The organism is Labrys sp. ALF-8 (assembly GCF_059699065.1).
Map to the genome: position 1 here is coordinate 4,155,349 of NZ_AP048537.1, position 15,866 is coordinate 4,171,214.

Below are 15,866 nucleotides of genomic sequence, written 5' to 3' on the forward strand. Positions count from 1 at the left end.
GCTTCACGGTACGCGCCCTTTCGCACAGGACGATAACCCTCTAGTCTGGAGATGAGGAGTACGTACAAATGGGACATGTAGTATCATGAATGATAGTGCTGCCCGCCGAACCAGGCAGCGAAAGGCCGGCCGAACCGGCTGCGCGGTCGAAGCGACGCTCTCCGTCATCGGCGGGGTCTGGAAGCCGGTCCTGGTCTTTCATCTCCTGCACGGCAAGCTGCGCTTCAATGCCCTTTGCCGCGTCACCCCATCCGCTACCCCGCGAATGATCACCTTGCAGCTGCGCGAACTCGAAGCGGATGGAATCGTGAAGAGAACCGTGTTTCCCGAGGTCCCCCCGAGGGTGGAATACGAACTGACGAAACTCGGCCAGTCCCTGGAGCCCGTCCTGCTGAGCATGCGCGACTGGGGAGAGCAGTTGCAGAAGTCGGAGCCAGGGCATGTCGGGGGAGGACCGTCCTGAGGTCTGCGCGCGAACCCTCGCGCCACCTGTCTCCGGCCCGGCTTCATCAGCTACAACCCCAAATTGGTGTTGCCCGAGAAACGAAATCGAGCGCGCGAGCTTTTCGGATCGGGCCGCCAGTTCCTATACAGTCCGGGTGGTATTCGAATCTGCGCGAGGAGACAAATGTCGGATCTGGATGACGGACTGCTGGACCTGATTGGAATCGCCGTCGTGCTGCTCCTCGTCCTTGCGAACGGCTTCTTCGTCGCAGCCGAATTTTCCCTTGTCGCAATACGGCGCAGCCGCGTGGCCGAACTGGTCAATGCCGGCCGCATGAATGCCCGTGCCTTGCAGCGGGCGGTCGACAACCTCGACACCAATCTGGCGGCAACGCAGTTGGGGATTACAATCGCCTCCCTGGCGCTCGGCTGGATCGGCGAACCCGCGCTCGCTCACCTGATAGAACCCCTGTTCGCCTATCTGCCCGAGGCCTGGGCCATCGCCGGATCGCACGCCATCGCCGTGGCGATCGCCTTCATCCTGATCACCTCGCTGCATATCGTCCTGGGCGAACTCGCTCCCAAGAGCCTGGCCCTGCAGCGCAGCGAGATCACCGCTCTTTGGGTGGTACGTCCCCTCGGCCTATTCCTCCTGCTCTTCAAGCCCGCCATCCTCGTCCTCAATCGGCTTGGCAACCTCGTCCTGCGCCTCTTCGGCCTGAAGCCCGGGGCCGACGAACATTCGCTGCACTCGGCGGAGGAACTCAAGCTCCTGGTCGCTGCGAGCCAGGAGGCTGGCATCCTCAACCTGGCCCAGCAGGAGGTGGTGGAGCGCGTATTCAACATCGGCGACCGGCCGATCGTCGACATCATGACCCCTCGCAGGGATGTCGACTGGTTCGATCCCGACGACAGCCGCGCCGAGATCATGCGCACGATCCGCGAATGCACGCATGAGCAGATCCTCGTCGGGCGCGGCAACATCGACGAACCGCTCGGGATGGTGCTCAAGCGCGATATCCTGGACCAGATGCTCGACGGCCGTTCGCCCGATCCGATGGCTGTCCTACGTGATCCGCTGATCGTGCATGAGGGGGCCTCGATTTTCCGCGTGCTCGATCAATTCAAGAAGGCACCGGTTCGCCTCGCCGTCGTGATCGACGAATATGGCGTGCTCGCCGGCATCGTCACGCAAACCGATCTTCTCGAAGCCATGGCCGGTGATTTGCCCGCGGAGGGCGACGAGCCGGACGTAGTCGAACGGGAAGACGGCTCTCTCCTCTTCAATGGAATGATGCCGGTACACGAGGCCTTCGACAGACTGAGGCTGGGCGAAGTGCCGGAGGATGCCGACTACCACACGTTGGCCGGTTTCGTGCTCGGCCAGATGGGGCACCTGCCCGACGTCGGCGAGAGCGTCGCCACCGCGGGGTGGCGCTTCGAGGTGATCGACCTCGATGGGCGAAGGATCGACAAGCTCCTCGTGTCCCGTGCTCCTGATCCAGGCAGCGGGGCGTAGGATCAGGCGCAAGGCGGCTCGCCTGTTGACCGCTGCGACCTGTTCCGATAGCTCCGCCGACAAGAGCGCTGCGCCGGGGATGCCGAGCCTTCTGTTATGGTTTGGCTCGCCTCGCTGAAATTTGTATAAAGTAATCGCGACTTCAGCTAGGCTTAGTCTCCAGTAGCGCGTGGGATACGTATTTAGAGTACTTAAATGGGCGTCGAGACGTTTCTGAAAGATAGCGACAATATTTTCGATTTGGCTCCCATGTCGCTCTGGCTCGAAGATTACACTGCCTTGCGTAAGCAATTCGAGAATTGGCGCGAAGAGGGTGTCACTAATTTACGAGCGCTTCTTTCGACTGAGCCCGACAAGTTGGCGCTTTGTTCGAGCCTCATCCGCGTGCTCAGAGTCAACCGCAAGACCCTTTCGCTTTATGAAGCAGATAGTGTCGATCATCTTGTGACCAATCTGGGGCGTGTACTGCGCGACGATATGCTTGAAGCGCACATCGATGAATTAGGCCAGCTCTGGGACGGCGCGACTGAATTCCATAGCAACACCGTCAATTACACGCTCGGCGGCAAGCGCCTCGACATTCAGCTTCGTGGCATTATATTGCCCGGACACGAGCAGACTTGGGACCGTGTCCTGCTGGCCATAGAAGACGTGACCCTCCTCGAAGGCGCGCGTCGGCAGACGGCAAAGCAGCAGCAATATGCCTCGGCTCTTTTCGAGCACTCACCGGTTTCGCTGTGGGTGGAGGACTTTAGCCGCATCAAGCAGCTGATGGACGACCTGCGGCGTCGCGGCATTGTCGACTTCCGCGTCTTCACGGACGTACATCCCGAATTCGTGCGCCAATGCATGAGCGAAATCCGTGTCCTGGACGTGAACAAGGAGACGCTGACGCTCTTTCTCGCGCCCGACAAGCCGACGCTCCTGCAGAACCTGCCGCGCGTATTCAAGACGGACATGGCGACGCATTTTCGCGAGCAATTGATCGATCTGTGGAACGGCATCCTCTTTCAGCGGCGAGAGGTGCTCAACCACGCGCTCGATGGCACGGAACGCTATCTCCTGCTGCAATTGTCCATCCTGCCCGGGTACGAAGCCGACTGGTCGCAGGTGCAAGTCGCCCTTACCGATATAACCGCGCGCAAGAAGGCGGAGGCCTATCTCGAGTATCTCGGCAAGCACGATGTCTTGACGAAGCTGTTCAATCGCGCCTTCTACGTCGATGAGTTGAACCGGCTCGAACGCAATCGTCATTTGCCGGTGTCGATCATCGTCATCGACCTCGACGGGCTCAAGGCCGTAAACGATCAATGGGGGCATGCGACCGGCGACAGTTTGCTGCGCCGCGTCGGCGAGATACTGAACGAGGCGGTCAAGGCTCCCGGTCACGCTGCGCGTATCGGCGGGGACGAATTTGCGGTTGTCCTCCCCTATATCGACGAAAGAGGCGCAACCGCCATGATGGAGAACATCGAGCGCCTCGTTGAGATCAACAATCAATATTACTCCCAGCAGGCGCTCCGCCTCTCGATCGGAGCGGCCACGAGCCAAGGCGAGGAAAAGCTGGAGTCGGTCGCCAGGCGCGCGGATCTCCTGATGTATGAGAACAAGCACAAGCATCATCTCGATCTAAGCTAGCGACAGGGCTTTACGGCTGGCGGCCAGGACAGCGGCGGCGCAGCGGTGGTCCGTGTACCCGGAAGTCCAGCGGCCGCCGGATCCGGCGCCTCAGTGCTTCAGCAGCACGTCGAAGCGGGGATTGATTTCGTCGAAGATCGGCAGTGAGGCGGCACCCAGGACGACGGTATGGTGTCCCACGGAGCCGGCCATCAGGCGGGGAAGGATGCGGCCGCTACGCGAGCCGACGGACATCGGCAGCGGCATCGCCTTTTCGATCAGGCTTGCGAGCACGCCGGCGGGCGCCACCCCGCCGAGCAGGATCGTTTCCGGGTCCAGCGTCGATTCCAGGATGTTGACGGCAGTGGCGAGGTGAGGGGCTGCCTCCTCGATCCAGCGCTCGACTAGTCTCGACGCGGCGAAGTCCGGGTCCGAGAAGGCAGGGGAGCCGGGCTCGTCGGCCAGAAATTCCTGAGCCGCGTTCAAGGAGAGGTAGCGTTCCAGGCAACCACGATTGCCGCAGGGGCAGGGCTTGCCGTTCGGCACCACGATCATATGGCCGATCTCGCCGGCATTGAGCGAGGCGCCGCGCCAGGGTTGCCCCGCCAGAAAGACGCCGGCGCCGAGCCCTTCGTCGAGGAAAAGGAAGACGAAGCTCCCGATAGTGCGGGCGACGCCATGCAGCCTCTCGCCGATTGCCGCGGCCATGGCATCGTTTTCGATCTGCACGGGCTGTCCGAGGGCCTCGGCGATATGCTGCCTGGCATCTGGATCATCCCATCCGGGCAGGGTGGTCGGGCCGGCCGTGGTGATGGCCCCGACCCCGAAACGCACGGGCAGGGCGACGCCGGCGCCGAGCAGGCGCGAGGAGGGAATGCCGGCCTGGCTCGTCAACTCGTCGGCGAGCCGCCGCAAGGCCGGGGTCGCGCTCCGGGGCGAGGGGCGGTGGGCGGCGATCTCCCGGATGGCGACCGGCTTGCCGGTGAGGTCGACGAGGGCCGCGATGATGGCGCTGTGATCGACATGGAAGCCGAGCGACCACGCACCCTGCGGATTGATGGCATAGGGGATGGAAGGCTGGCCCCGCCCTTCGCGCCTGGGCGCACCGGGAAGAAGAAAACCGGCCAGCTCCAATTCCTCGACGATGTTGGAGATCGTCTGATTGGTCAGGGCCGTCTCCCGCGCGATCTCGGCCCGTGACATCGGCCCCAGCCGGCGGACCGTATCGAGCACGACGCGCCGGTTGTGGGAGCGGGTGAATTCAAGATTCGTCCCTGCAACGCTTCGGCCCGGTTGGAGCGCCTTGTCCGCCTCGCGCCTTGCCATGGTACCCAAACCCCACTCACCACTTCATCGATGACTATGGCAGCATGTTTACATTCAAACAAATTGAGTTAATAATTTTTTCGGGTACGCGAAAACTGCCGGGAGCACCAAGAACTCCCCGCGTCCTCAATGCAGGGTGGCCGCGGGTCGCCGTTCGAATTGCAAGCGGGAGATGGTTGCAATGTCTGGAATTCGTAAGCTGACCCAGTTTCCACTGGGAAGAGGCGCCGCCGGCCTGATGGCCGGGCTGGCAATGGCGGCGTTGGCGGGATTGTCGCCGGCCGCCGCCGAGACGCTCAATGCGCTTTTCATGGCGCAGGCCGCCTATAGCGACGCCGACGTCAAGGCGATGACGGCCGCCTTCGAGAAGGAAAATCCCGGCGTCACCGTCAACATGGAATTCGTTCCCTACGAGGCCCTCTACGACAAGATCGTGGCCTCCAAGGCGGCCGGTGGCTCGGGCTATGACGTCGTGCTCTATGACGTGATCTGGCCTGCGGCCTTCGCCCAGAACGGGGTGCTGGTCGACGTCACCGACCGGCTCAAGGATCTTGACCGCTCCAAGGTGTTCGACGGTGCCTGGGCCACGGTGAACTACGACGGCAAGACCTATGGCATGCCGTGGATCCTCGACACCAAATATCTGTTCTACAACACCGAGATCCTGCAGAAGGCAGGCATCGCCGAGCCGCCGAAGACCTGGGATGAACTGGCAAAGGATGCCAAGATCATCAAGGACAAGGGCCTGGTGCAATATCCCATCGTCTGGAGCTGGTCGCAGGCCGAAGCCGTCATCTGCGACTACGTCACCTTGACCGCGGCCTATGGCGGCAAGTTCTTCGACGGGGACAAGCCTGTCTTCGACAAGGGCGGCTCGCTCGACGCGGTCACCTACATGGCGCAGACCCTCAAGGACGGCATCTCGAACCCCAATTCCAAGGAATACCTGGAAGAGGATGTCCGCAAGGTGTTCTCCGCGGGCGACGCGGCCTTCGCGCTCAACTGGACCTACATGTACGCCAAGGCCAATGACCCGGCTGAAAGCAAGGTGGTCGGCAAGGTCGGTGTGGTTCCCGCGCCGGGCGTCGAGGGCAAGAGCACGGCTTCAGCGGTGAACGGTTCGATGGCTCTCGGCATCACCGCTGGCTCGTCCAAGCCCGATCTGGCCTGGAAGTACATCACCTACCTGACCTCCAAGCCCGTGCAGGATCAGTATGCCCAGCTCAGCCTGCCGATCTGGAAGGCTTCCTATACTGATCCCGCCGTCACCAAGGGGCAGGAGACCCTGGTCAAGGCCGCCGATGTTTCCATCGGCCTGATGACTCCCCGGCCCACGGTGGCGTCATACCAGGAGCTTTCCACCATCCTGCAGGCGCAGATCCAGAATGCGCTCGCTGGCAAGGCCTCCCCCGCCGATGCCCTGGCAGCGGCGGCCAAGGACGCAGCCCGCATCAGGTGAGGAGATAGGAGCACCGATCGTTGTCATGCCCGGGCTCGACCCGGGCATGCGGCGCCCGTTCCCAATGGCGGGCTGGATTGCCGGGTCAGGCCCGGCAATGACAAGGGGCGCGCTACCTCTGCCATCGAGCAACCGAACGCCGGCGAGGATCGGCATACCAACCAGAGGCTGGTCCGATGGCCGGCCCACCAAGCTCCACCGGAAGGAACCTGCCTTATGATGAGCGGCCGCGTGGGCATGCCCTCACCATGGCTTCTGCTCGGCCCGATGCTCGTCATCGTGTTCGCGGCGGTCGGCTATCCCATTCTGATGACCTGCTGGTTGGCTTTCACCGATGCCCGTCTGATGGCGGGACCCGGGGCGGCCCATTTCGCCGGATTGGAGAACTTCGCCTACGCCTTCACCGATTCCGAGTTTCTGGCCGCGGCTGGGCGTACGATCTATTTCACCGTCGTCTCGATCAGCGCCGAGGCCCTGCTGGGCATCGCCGTCGCCTTGCTGCTGAACGAGAAATTTCATGGGCGCACGTTCTGCCGGGCTCTGCTTGTGCTGCCCTGGGCGATACCGACCATCGTCAATGCCCTGATGTGGCGGCTGATCTACCAGCCGGATTTCGGCGTGATGAACGCGGTCCTGACCCAGAGCGGGCTGATGGAGAGCTATCGCAGCTGGCTCGGCACGGAAGGCAGCGCGATGAATGCCGTGATCGTGGCCGATGTCTGGAAGAACTATCCGCTTGTTGCGCTTATCGTGCTGGCTGCGCTGCAATCGGCGCCGGCGGATCTCTACGGTGCGGCTACGCTCGACGGCGCCAATGCATGGAATCGCTTCAAGGCGGTAACCTGGCCGGTGATCGCGCCGCCGCTGCTGGTGGCGCTGGTACTGCGTTCGATCGAGGCGCTCAAGGTCTTCGACATCTTCTACGTGATGACGCGCGGCGGCCCGGCCAGTTCCACCAAGACCATGAGCTTCTTCGTCTACGAGGAGTCCTTCCGCTTCATGCGTGTAGGGTCGGGCGCATCCTACGCCCTCATCGTGGTGCTGATCTGCATGGTCTTCGTCGGCTTCTATGTCCGGCTGATGCGCAGACAGGAGGCCTGATCATGCAGCGCAACCCCTTCATGACCTTCCTCCTCTATTGCGGCGTCGCCCTGTTCCTGGTGACCACGCTGGCACCGGTGCTCTGGCTCGGCGTGATGAGCATCTCCCTGCCGGCCGATCTCACGACCAAGCCCTTGTCGCTCATTCCGCGCCATTTCGATTTCAGCCGCTATGCCCGCCTGCTCACCTTCGAGGCCAACAGCCCGGGCGAGGCTTTCCTGATGGCGCTGCGCAACAGCCTGGGCAGTTCGCTCGGGGCGACCGCTGTGTCGCTGCTGGTCGCGATACCGGCGGGCTGGGCCTTTTCGCGCTATCGCAATCGCGCCGTGTCGGCGGTGCTCTACAGCGTGCTCGCGACCTATATGACGCCCGCCGTGGCCCTGATCCTGCCGCTCTATTTCCTGCTCTCCATGCTTGGGCTTCTCAACAACGTGCTCGGCCTGATCATCGTCTACTGCTCGATCCTGACACCCTTCACCGCCTGGTTCATCAAATCGGCCTTCGATGCGGTGCCCGGGGAGCTTGAAAGCGCGGCGGCGATCGACGGTGCCTCGACGCTGCAGACCTTATGGTGGGTCACGCTGCCCTATGCCCGGGCGAGCGTGGCCACGGCGGCGCTGTTCGCCATCCTGCTCGCCTGGGACGAGTTCTTCTACGCCCTGCTCTTCACCTCCAATCAGAATGCCAAGACCCTTACCGTCACCATCGCCGATTTCGCCGCCGGCAGGGCGACGGATTTCGGTCTGGTTTCGGCCGCGGGCCTGCTGACGGCGCTGCCGCCCGTCCTGATCGCCTTCATCCTGCAGAAGTCACTGGTTGCGGGCCTTACGGCCGGCAGCGTCAAGGGTTGATATCATGAGTACAATCGTACCGGGCTCCGGCCTGACGATGATCGAAGCTGAAATGGCACGCCAGCATGCCGATGCGCGGGCCTCCTTTCATGGCGCCGGGCCGGTTGCGTCGAAACTGGCGGAAAGCATACGTCGCACCGGGCGGCTGACCCTGGCTGCGATGGGCGGCTCCCATTGGGTCAACCGCGCGGCCGCCGTCCTGTACCGGCGGCTTGGCGTCGAGGTCGAAACGGAAGTGTTGTCGGAATTGCTGATCACGCCCCAGCCCGACCGCGAGCGGACGGTTCTGCTCGTTTCCCAATCCGGCAATTCGGGGGAGATCGTTGCCTTCCTTGAGCGTCCGTCCGGCAGGCAGGAGCGTTTCGGCCTTACGCTCGATCCCGCCAGCGCGCTTGGCCGTGGCGTGCCGGGGCTCGTCGGCGTCGGAGGGCCGGAACGGGCCTTCGCCGCCACGCGCAGCCTCCTTGTCAGCCATGCGCTCCACCTTTCGGTGCTCGCCGCGCTCGGGCTCCCGGCGGAATCCGCGCTCGACGTGCTCGTCGCGCCTGTCCGTCCCGACCTGGAGGCAGCCCTGTCCGCCGTAGGGGCCAGCACAGCCCTCATTCTCAGCGGGCGGGCCGAACTGCAGGGCGTGGCCGAATCCGGGGCGCTCTGCGTGATGGAACTTGCCCGCCTCCCGGCCCTGGCACTGGAGGGCGGGCAATTGCGGCATGGCCCGATGGAGATGCTGTCTCCGGCGAGCGGCATCGTGCTTCTGCGCGCTGCCGGCCCCTCGGCCGGCCTCGCGCCGGGCCTGGCGGCGGCCTGCCGCGCAGCCGGGTCGCCGGTGGTGGTGTTCGACCTTTCGGGCGAAGCGGATATTGCCGACGCCGTCACCGTCCGCATTCCGCGGGAGGAAGGCATGGCGGCCATCTTCGCGCTGTTGCCGGCGCTGCAGTCCTTCCTGGTCGCCTTCGCGGCACGGCGGGTCACCCATGTCGGGGAGCCCCTGCGCTCGACCAAGGTGACGACGGAGCTATGAGGGAACCGCTCTTTCTGATCGGCAACGTCAATGTCGATCTCGTGATGGGTCCGCAGGAGCCATGGCCGCAGCCGGGCACGGAAGTCATCGTGCCCGAGAGTGAATTTCGCGTCGGCGGTGCCGCCGGCAATACCGCGCTGGCTCTCGATGTGCTCGGAGTGGACTATCGGCTGATTGCCAGCCGAGGCGACGACATGCTGGGCCGCTGGCTTGCCGAGCCTTTCGGTGCGCGCGCGGAGGCCTGGACCGTGGCCGAGGGGGCGACCACGGTTTCGGTCGGGATCGGTCATCCCGATGGAGAGCGTACCTTCTTCACCACCACCGGCCACTTGCATTCGTTCAAGCTCTCCGACGTGCTGTCGCAACTGGAAGAGGCGGGTGACGGGCGCGTGGCGTTGCTGGTCGGGCCCTTCGTCATTCCGGCCCTGCTGGCCGACTACGACGAACTGATCGCGATCCTGCGACGCCGCGGCTATCGTGTCGCACTCGATACGGGCTGGCCCGACGGTGGCTGGACGGCCCAGGTCCGAACCCGTGTGGCAGCCTGGGTCGGGCATTGCGAGCACGTCCTCGTCAACGACATCGAGGCACGGGGAATGACCGGCGCCGATACGGTCGAGGCTGCCGCCGCGATCATCCGGCCCCTCATGCCCGATGGCGCCAGCCTGGTAATCAAATGCGGGCCGGACGGTGCCCTGGCCTGGCGCGGCAACGAGCATGTGGCGGTGCCGGCCCCAAAGGTGGATGTCGTCGACACCATCGGGGCCGGGGATACTTTCTCTGCCGGCTATTTCGCCAGCCTGGTCGAGAGCAGCGATCTGGCGAGGGCCGTCACGAACGGCGTCACCGTCGCATCCTTGGCGGTCTCGACCCGGCCGAGGCGTTATCGGTAAGGGAGGTAGCCGCCCATGCATCTTTCGCTGTTGCCGGCCGGTGACGTCGGGATTTCGACGACCGGAGGGTGGTCTACGGCTCGCGACGGAAGACCATGCCGCCGTGATGCAGCGTATCGCGATCGACGAACTCGCCATCCGCGGTAAAGCCTGTGTCGTCCCAATAGTCGATATGGCTGCCCCGAACTTCATATCGGCCCTGGTAGGCGCTCTTTCGGGGACCTCTCGCCTCGTCGTACCGGCCGTCCGGCAGCAGTTCCTGCCGGACATGACCATCTGCCGTAACCCACATTCCTACATAGGGATGGTTGCCGGATGTCTGCATGCCCATGTCAGGCGCCTTCCTTGAAGTCGGTGCTGCGGGTGGTTTCGTCCCAGGCGTCCATCTCCTCGATCACGGCGTCGAGCTTCTCACGGGCGCGCCTGAGCGCATCCGAGCCCAGCAGCAGATGACGCGGGGGCTGTGGCGAGCGGACGGCGGCGATGATGGCCCGCGCGGCGAGGGCAGGGTCGCCCGCCTGCCTGCCGTGTGCTGCCGAGAAGGCGGCGGAGCTGCGGCCGATGGTTTCGGCGTAGGCGGCGTCTTCGCGATCGCTCCAGCGGATCGAATGGTCCGAGAGGAAGTCGGTGCGGAACGCACCGGGCGCCACCGCCGTGACCTTGATGCCGAGGGGCGCCACTTCCAGCGCCAGGGCGGCCGACAGGCCTTCGAGCGCGTGCTTGGCAGCCGAATAGAGCGCCGAACCCGTCGTCGGGGCGCGGCCCGCGATCGAGGTGATGTTGACGATATGGCCCTTGCCCTGCCGACGCAGATGCGGGAGGGCCGCTCGGACGATGCGGGCCGGCGCAAAGACGTCGACCGCAAAGAGCCGTTCCATTTCTTCGTCCGTCGCGGTCTCCAGAGCTCCCAGCAGGCCGTAGCCGGCATTGTTGACGATGACGTCGATCGAGCCGGCGATGTCGAAGGCCTGTCGCACGAGAGTCTCGGGCGCGGCGGCGTCCGACAGATCAGCCGGCAGGATATGGAGGCGCTCGCTCCCGGCGAGTTCCGGTGCGCCGCTCCTCGCGGTACCTATCACCCTATCGCCCTCGGCGAGGGCCGCCTGCGCCAGCGCCAGGCCGAGGCCGCGTGAAACGCCTGTGATGAACCATGTTGTCATGACGTATCTCCTTGTTCGGGAAGGAGGTAGCAGCGCGTCTGGCTCGAAATAATATCGGCGATTTTACCTGACCTTGTTAGTTCAGCTTAAAAGTGGTCTTCTTGCTCCATGAACGATCTTCTCCCCAGCAGCGATTACAATCATCTGCGCGCCTTCGTTGCCGTCGCCGAGGCGTTGAGCTTCAGCCGTGCGGCGGAGGTGCTGGGCATCAGTCCCTCGGCCTTGAGCCAGACGATCCGGGGCCTGGAGGAGAGCGTCGGCGTGCAACTGCTGCTTCGCACGACACGGAGCGTCTCGCTCACCGTCGCCGGCGAGAATCTGTTCCAGCGGCTGCGGCCCGCCATGACCGAACTGGGGGAGGCCCTGGGACAGGCGCGGACAGCCCGCGACCGTCCGGCGGGCACGGTGCGGATCCACGCGTTCCGCTCGGCCGCCGACTACTATATCGAGCCGATCCTGGCGGGGTTTGCCTCAACCTATCCGCAGATCGTCCTCGACATCACGCTGGACGACGAGGTGGTGGACGTGGTCGCCGCCGGGTTCGATGTCTCGCTGCGGATCGGCGAGGTCATTGAGCAGGACATGGTCGCCGTGCGGCTCGGCCCTGAGCTCAAACAGATCGCGGTCGCTTCTCCTGCTTATCTCGAACGCCGAGGCTCGCCCGCGCATCCGAGGGAACTCCTGGCGCACAGCTGCATCCGCTGGCGCTGGCCGGGCCGGCAGCAGCCCTATGCCTGGGAGTTCTTCGAGGGGGGGAGGTGGTTCGACGTCGCGGTGGACGGTCCGCTGATCGTTAACGACAAGGAACTTTCCTTGAAGGCGGCGCTGAACGGCATCGGCATCTCATTCTGCGTGGAGGACGCGGTCCACGACCATATCGCCGCCGGCCGATTGGTGCCGCTGTTGCTGGATTGGGCAGAACCCTTTCCCGGGATCTTCCTGTGCTATCCAAGGCAAAGGCAGATGGCGCCGGCCCTCAGGGCTTTCATCGACGCCGTGCGGGGCATGGCACCGTAAACCGGCGCGGAAAGGAGAAGCGGCCTAGCGCACGCTCGGGATCAGCCCCACCGGTCGAGCCGGTAGTCGAGAGTGGAGCGAGTTCCCGCGAGGTCGAGTTTTTCCCGGTTCGACAACCGATAGGGTTTGGATCTTGGCGCGAAGCTTGCTTATCTCCGCCATGGAGAACGTACATGCTCGACATCGATCCGAAGATTTTTTCAATCAGCCGGCCATCGCTTGAGAATTACCGGGCCTTCATTCAACGCGATATGATCGTGGAGACCTATCGCAGTTCTGCGGGGCAGATGGCGTCAAAAGGTTCGCTGCACCGTATCTCCATCAACCGCACCGCCCACCACAGATATGCCTATCGCCTTGGCACCGGGAGCTTTCACAAGGTCAATAGAGCGCCGTTCACCTTAGGCTTTCAACCGGCCACCATCCCTCTCGAAGTGGATGGTGACGAGGCTGAGTATATTTCCATCTTTCAATCGCCGAAGCTCTACAGCAATCTGATCAATGGCGATTTCAATCCTGAGCATTTGCATGGCGACGGGCTGAGCGCGACCACCGATCCGACGACGTTGCAGGTCGCGCTGTCCCTTGCCCTTGCCGTCGAGCAGGCTGATCGTACCGATCCATTGCTGGTGGAGCACCTTGGAATGGCGCTCGTCTGTTGTGTTGTGAGACTCCTAGGAGCCGCGCCCGTCCCGAGCGAGCGCCCAATGACATCGGAGAATCTCAAACGGGTGATCGACCATATCGAGAACCTGCTCGGACAGGCCGACCTCAGCGTGGGAGAACTGGCGAGCCTGGCTCACATGAGCCCCTTCCACTTCAGCAGGGAATTCAAGAAAGTCGCCGGCGTGGCGCCCCATCGTTTCATTCTGGAGCGCAGAATCCAAAGAGCACGCCTCTACCTTGCCGATGGCAGGGAAACACTTGCCAGCATAGCCTATGCGACAGGCTTTTCCAGCCAGGCGCATTTTTCAAGTGTATTTCGCCGTTTGGTGGGCGTGACACCGAAGGAATATAGGCACTCCATCCGCCTTTAATGGAAGTCAGCAGTTTTGCATAAGAAGATCGCACGAATTTGAAATCTTCGGAGGCCATGCGCCTGGAAAACTCTTCGCATCAGGAGAGTCCATATGGCTGCATTCGCCCAATCCAATCCGATTACCGATATCTGCTTTCTGGTTGAGGATGTCGAAAAAGCCTCGGCCTTCTATGTAGATCGCCTTGGTTTCAAACCGCGGCGTCGGGCTCCCGGCTTCGCCGATTTCAAGGGGGCCGGCATCACGCTCGCCCTCTGGGAGATCGGCCACATCGCAGAGAATACGGGAGTGTCAAGTCGCCGTGCTCCGCCGGGCGTGCACAAGGCCTGCGCAGCCATCGAGGTGGCTTCTCCAGACCTGGTTGATGCGGCCTATGCGGACCTGAAGGCAGCCGGCGTGAGTTTTCAAGCGGAACCGCAAGACTACAGCTGGAATGCGCGGTGCTGCTATTTCGCCGATCCTGATGACAATCTCTGGGAAATCTATGCGTGGTCTGATGGCGGCCCGATCGGTGACATCGATCCGGACCAGTGCCATGCCGCGCCGTCGCCTATCCGATAAAATATAAGAGAAAGGCAAGAGCGATGCTACCGCGCACAGAATCAGGCGCTATTGACAGACGTACCGTGCTGAGAGGCGCCGCCTATGCCTTTGCGGCGGCGATACCCGGAAGCACCATACTCATCCCACGCAATTCCAAGGCGGATCCAGCCAAAATCATCATCAAATACGACTGGCTGATGAGCAATGGCCAGATCGGTGACATCGTCGCAGTCGAGAAGGGCTTCTTTCAGGCGGAGGGCCTGGATGTGGAGTTCTCCCCCGGCGGCCCCAATTCAGCGACGGTGCCGCCGGTCGTGACCGGTCAGGCACAGCTTGGTCAGTTTTCGGACTCCGCTCAACTACTGCTTGCCCGCGCATCGGGTGTTCCGATCAAGATTTTCGCATGCGGCTTCCGCATGGCTCCCTTCGCCTTTTACTCGCTTCCAAAGGCACCGATCCGCACGGTCCAGGATATGATCGGCAAGCGCATCGGCATTCAGCCTACCGCGCGCTACGTGCTGGACGCCATCCTTCTCAAGAACAACATTGATCCATCGAGCCTGACCATCACCAATATTGGTTTCGACATGACGCCCCTGACGACGGGGCAGGTCGACGCCGTCACAGGATGGATCACGAACACACAGGCATTGTCCGTGATCGGTACCGACAGGATCGATCTTATGATGAAGGATACGGGCCTGCCCTCTTACGCAAATGTCTATTTCGCCACCGACGATGCTTTGGAGAACCATGCCGACACGCTGGCAAAGGCATTACGTGCGATTGCCAAGGGGTGGGCTTGGACACACGACCACCCCGAGGATGCGGTCGAGCTCACGGTGAAGGCCTATCCTCAACTCGACCTTGCCGTTGAGTTGAAGACCGTGCCGCGAATCCTGTCGCTCAGTTTCGACGCAGTGACCGGCAAGGACGGCTGGGGCGTTTTCGATCCGGCGGCAATTGCAGAACAGATCTCCGTCTACAACAAGATCGGTCAATTCAAATCCGGTGCTCCCAAGCTGGACGATTGCTACTCGACGAAGATCCTGGAAATGACGGCTGCTGACCGTCCCAAGCTGGCGTGAGGATCTGTTGTCGGACGCGTTGGCCATCGAAACACAAGGACTATCCCTGGGATATGTCGGGCCGAACGAGCCTGTACGCGTTCTGTCCGGCGTCGACCTTGCTGTCGGCAAGGGCGAGTTTCTGACGATCCTCGGCCCCTCGGGTTGCGGTAAATCGACCTTTCTGCGCGCGGTGGCTGACCTGATTCCCATCATCGACGGTCGCCTGTCGGTACTGGGCGAGGCGCCGTCAGATGCGCGTCGCCGGAGGCAGGTTGCTTTCGTCTTTCAGGAGGCAACCCTGCTGCCTTGGCGCACGGTCAAGCAGAATATCGAATTGCCGCTGCAGGTTGGAAAGAGAAACGTACTACGATCGGCGAACCCGAGGCCGGATCATTGGCTGGGCCTCGTTGGTCTCTCCCATCTGTCCGGCCGCTATCCACATCAGCTTTCCGGCGGGCAGCGCCAAAGGGTCGCAATCGCGCGAGCGCTGCAATGCGAGCCGGAGATTCTGCTCATGGACGAGCCCTTTGGCGCGCTCGACGAAATCACACGTGACCGCCTGAACGACGAACTCCTGGCCATCTGGCGCGAAACGGGCGCGACGATCCTCTTCGTCACCCACAGCGTTACCGAAGCCATCTATCTCGGCGGGAGTGTGCTGGTGCTTGCAGCCAATCCGGGGCGAGTCCAGGCCCTGATCGATCTTTCGTCCGTGAAGGATCACAACGGTCTCTGTCGACGTGAAAGCGCCGAGGTTCAAGAGGTCGCGGCGCATTTGCGTCAATTGTTGAGGGAAGGGGGAGCTTGA

At 62.8% G+C, this 15,866-nt stretch carries 15 protein-coding genes and 1 pseudogene; 13 read left to right on the plus strand and 3 right to left on the minus strand.

Features of this window, described 5'->3' with window-relative positions:
* Window positions 1-85 precede the first annotated feature (85 nt).
* The 3 genes from AC6H34_RS18995 to AC6H34_RS19005 all read left to right on the plus strand — a co-directional run bounded on the left by AC6H34_RS18995 (window position 86) and on the right by AC6H34_RS19005 (window position 3,601).
* The gene (locus AC6H34_RS18995; RefSeq protein WP_497539751.1) at window positions 86-463 is read left to right on the plus strand and encodes a winged helix-turn-helix transcriptional regulator; all 378 of its coding nucleotides are present in this window, start codon (window positions 86-88) and stop codon (window positions 461-463) included.
* A gap of 165 nt (window positions 464-628) precedes the next feature.
* Window positions 629-1,963, plus strand: a complete 1,335-nt coding sequence (locus AC6H34_RS19000) for a hemolysin family protein (protein ID WP_497539752.1) — start codon at window positions 629-631, stop codon at window positions 1,961-1,963.
* A 195-nt stretch (window positions 1,964-2,158) separates the two neighbouring features.
* Window positions 2,159-3,601, plus strand: a complete 1,443-nt coding sequence (locus AC6H34_RS19005) for a sensor domain-containing diguanylate cyclase (RefSeq protein WP_448148355.1) — start codon at window positions 2,159-2,161, stop codon at window positions 3,599-3,601.
* A 90-nt stretch (window positions 3,602-3,691) separates the two neighbouring features.
* On the opposite strand, the gene AC6H34_RS19010 is transcribed toward AC6H34_RS19005, so the two are convergent.
* Window positions 3,692-4,906 carry an ROK family transcriptional regulator gene (locus AC6H34_RS19010; RefSeq protein WP_497539753.1) on the minus strand — a complete coding sequence of 405 codons (1,215 nt, stop codon included), beginning with the start codon at window positions 4,904-4,906 and terminating at the stop codon, window positions 3,692-3,694.
* 238 nt (window positions 4,907-5,144) lie between these two features.
* On the opposite strand from AC6H34_RS19010, the gene AC6H34_RS19015 reads away from it, so the two are divergent.
* From AC6H34_RS19015 to AC6H34_RS19035, 5 genes are all read left to right on the plus strand, one after another.
* Window positions 5,145-6,365: an extracellular solute-binding protein gene (locus AC6H34_RS19015; protein ID WP_448151317.1), complete on the plus strand. Its 1,221-nt coding sequence runs from the start codon at window positions 5,145-5,147 to the stop codon at window positions 6,363-6,365.
* Between the two features lie 219 nt (window positions 6,366-6,584).
* Complete coding sequence (locus tag AC6H34_RS19020) at window positions 6,585-7,466, plus strand: carbohydrate ABC transporter permease (RefSeq protein WP_497539915.1); 882 nt, start codon at window positions 6,585-6,587, stop codon at window positions 7,464-7,466.
* On the plus strand, window positions 7,466-8,317 hold the full coding sequence (locus tag AC6H34_RS19025; protein ID WP_497539916.1) for a carbohydrate ABC transporter permease: 852 nt from the start codon (window positions 7,466-7,468) through the stop codon (window positions 8,315-8,317). The genes AC6H34_RS19020 and AC6H34_RS19025 overlap by 1 nt, the downstream gene beginning before the upstream one ends.
* 4 nt (window positions 8,318-8,321) lie before the next feature.
* On the plus strand, window positions 8,322-9,338 hold the full coding sequence (locus tag AC6H34_RS19030) for an SIS domain-containing protein (RefSeq protein WP_497539754.1): 1,017 nt from the start codon (window positions 8,322-8,324) through the stop codon (window positions 9,336-9,338).
* Complete coding sequence (locus AC6H34_RS19035; RefSeq protein ID WP_497539755.1) at window positions 9,335-10,231, plus strand: carbohydrate kinase family protein; 897 nt, start codon at window positions 9,335-9,337, stop codon at window positions 10,229-10,231. Before AC6H34_RS19030 ends, AC6H34_RS19035 begins: the two co-directional genes overlap by 4 nt.
* 73 nt (window positions 10,232-10,304) lie before the next feature.
* Here the strand turns inward: AC6H34_RS19035 and AC6H34_RS19040 are convergent.
* Together AC6H34_RS19040 and AC6H34_RS19045 are read right to left on the minus strand one after the other, a co-directional pair.
* A pseudogene (locus tag AC6H34_RS19040) lies at window positions 10,305-10,541 on the minus strand (Atu4866 domain-containing protein); the annotation flags it as partial.
* Window positions 10,542-10,563: 22 nt separating this feature from the next.
* The gene (locus tag AC6H34_RS19045; RefSeq protein WP_497539756.1) at window positions 10,564-11,391 is read right to left on the minus strand and encodes an SDR family NAD(P)-dependent oxidoreductase; all 828 of its coding nucleotides are present in this window, start codon (window positions 11,389-11,391) and stop codon (window positions 10,564-10,566) included.
* Between the two features lie 108 nt (window positions 11,392-11,499).
* Between AC6H34_RS19045 and AC6H34_RS19050 the strand changes: the two genes are divergently transcribed.
* The 5 genes from AC6H34_RS19050 (at window position 11,500) to AC6H34_RS19070 (ending at window position 15,866) form a co-directional block, all read left to right on the plus strand.
* Window positions 11,500-12,408 (plus strand): LysR family transcriptional regulator, encoded by a 909-nt coding sequence (locus AC6H34_RS19050; RefSeq protein ID WP_497539757.1) that lies wholly within the window; start codon window positions 11,500-11,502, stop codon window positions 12,406-12,408.
* A 173-nt stretch (window positions 12,409-12,581) separates the two neighbouring features.
* The gene (locus AC6H34_RS19055) at window positions 12,582-13,445 is read left to right on the plus strand and encodes an AraC family transcriptional regulator (RefSeq protein ID WP_497539758.1); all 864 of its coding nucleotides are present in this window, start codon (window positions 12,582-12,584) and stop codon (window positions 13,443-13,445) included.
* 93 nt (window positions 13,446-13,538) lie between these two features.
* On the plus strand, window positions 13,539-14,006 hold the full coding sequence (locus AC6H34_RS19060) for a VOC family protein (protein ID WP_497539759.1): 468 nt from the start codon (window positions 13,539-13,541) through the stop codon (window positions 14,004-14,006).
* Between the two features lie 23 nt (window positions 14,007-14,029).
* The gene (locus tag AC6H34_RS19065; RefSeq protein WP_448151314.1) at window positions 14,030-15,076 is read left to right on the plus strand and encodes an ABC transporter substrate-binding protein; all 1,047 of its coding nucleotides are present in this window, start codon (window positions 14,030-14,032) and stop codon (window positions 15,074-15,076) included.
* A 7-nt stretch (window positions 15,077-15,083) separates the two neighbouring features.
* Window positions 15,084-15,866 carry an ABC transporter ATP-binding protein gene (locus AC6H34_RS19070; protein ID WP_448148347.1) on the plus strand — a complete coding sequence of 261 codons (783 nt, stop codon included), beginning with the start codon at window positions 15,084-15,086 and terminating at the stop codon, window positions 15,864-15,866.

What these genes read in the sequence shown, in the direction of transcription:
- AC6H34_RS18995 (WP_497539751.1), top strand. Translation starts at nt 86, where the DNA reads ATGAATGATAGTGCTGCCCGCCGAACCAGGCAGCGAAAGGCCGGCCGA.
- AC6H34_RS19000 (WP_497539752.1), top strand. Translation starts at nt 629, where the DNA reads ATGTCGGATCTGGATGACGGACTGCTGGACCTGATTGGAATCGCCGTC.
- AC6H34_RS19005 (WP_448148355.1), top strand. Translation starts at nt 2,159, where the DNA reads ATGGGCGTCGAGACGTTTCTGAAAGATAGCGACAATATTTTCGATTTG.
- AC6H34_RS19010 (WP_497539753.1), bottom strand. Translation starts at nt 4,906, where the DNA reads ATGGCAAGGCGCGAGGCGGACAAGGCGCTCCAACCGGGCCGAAGCGTT.
- AC6H34_RS19015 (WP_448151317.1), top strand. Translation starts at nt 5,145, where the DNA reads ATGGCCGGGCTGGCAATGGCGGCGTTGGCGGGATTGTCGCCGGCCGCC.
- AC6H34_RS19020 (WP_497539915.1), top strand. Translation starts at nt 6,585, where the DNA reads ATGAGCGGCCGCGTGGGCATGCCCTCACCATGGCTTCTGCTCGGCCCG.
- AC6H34_RS19030 (WP_497539754.1), top strand. Translation starts at nt 8,322, where the DNA reads ATGAGTACAATCGTACCGGGCTCCGGCCTGACGATGATCGAAGCTGAA.
- AC6H34_RS19035 (WP_497539755.1), top strand. Translation starts at nt 9,335, where the DNA reads ATGAGGGAACCGCTCTTTCTGATCGGCAACGTCAATGTCGATCTCGTG.
- AC6H34_RS19045 (WP_497539756.1), bottom strand. Translation starts at nt 11,391, where the DNA reads ATGACAACATGGTTCATCACAGGCGTTTCACGCGGCCTCGGCCTGGCG.
- AC6H34_RS19050 (WP_497539757.1), top strand. Translation starts at nt 11,500, where the DNA reads ATGAACGATCTTCTCCCCAGCAGCGATTACAATCATCTGCGCGCCTTC.
- AC6H34_RS19055 (WP_497539758.1), top strand. Translation starts at nt 12,582, where the DNA reads ATGCTCGACATCGATCCGAAGATTTTTTCAATCAGCCGGCCATCGCTT.
- AC6H34_RS19060 (WP_497539759.1), top strand. Translation starts at nt 13,539, where the DNA reads ATGGCTGCATTCGCCCAATCCAATCCGATTACCGATATCTGCTTTCTG.
- AC6H34_RS19065 (WP_448151314.1), top strand. Translation starts at nt 14,030, where the DNA reads ATGCTACCGCGCACAGAATCAGGCGCTATTGACAGACGTACCGTGCTG.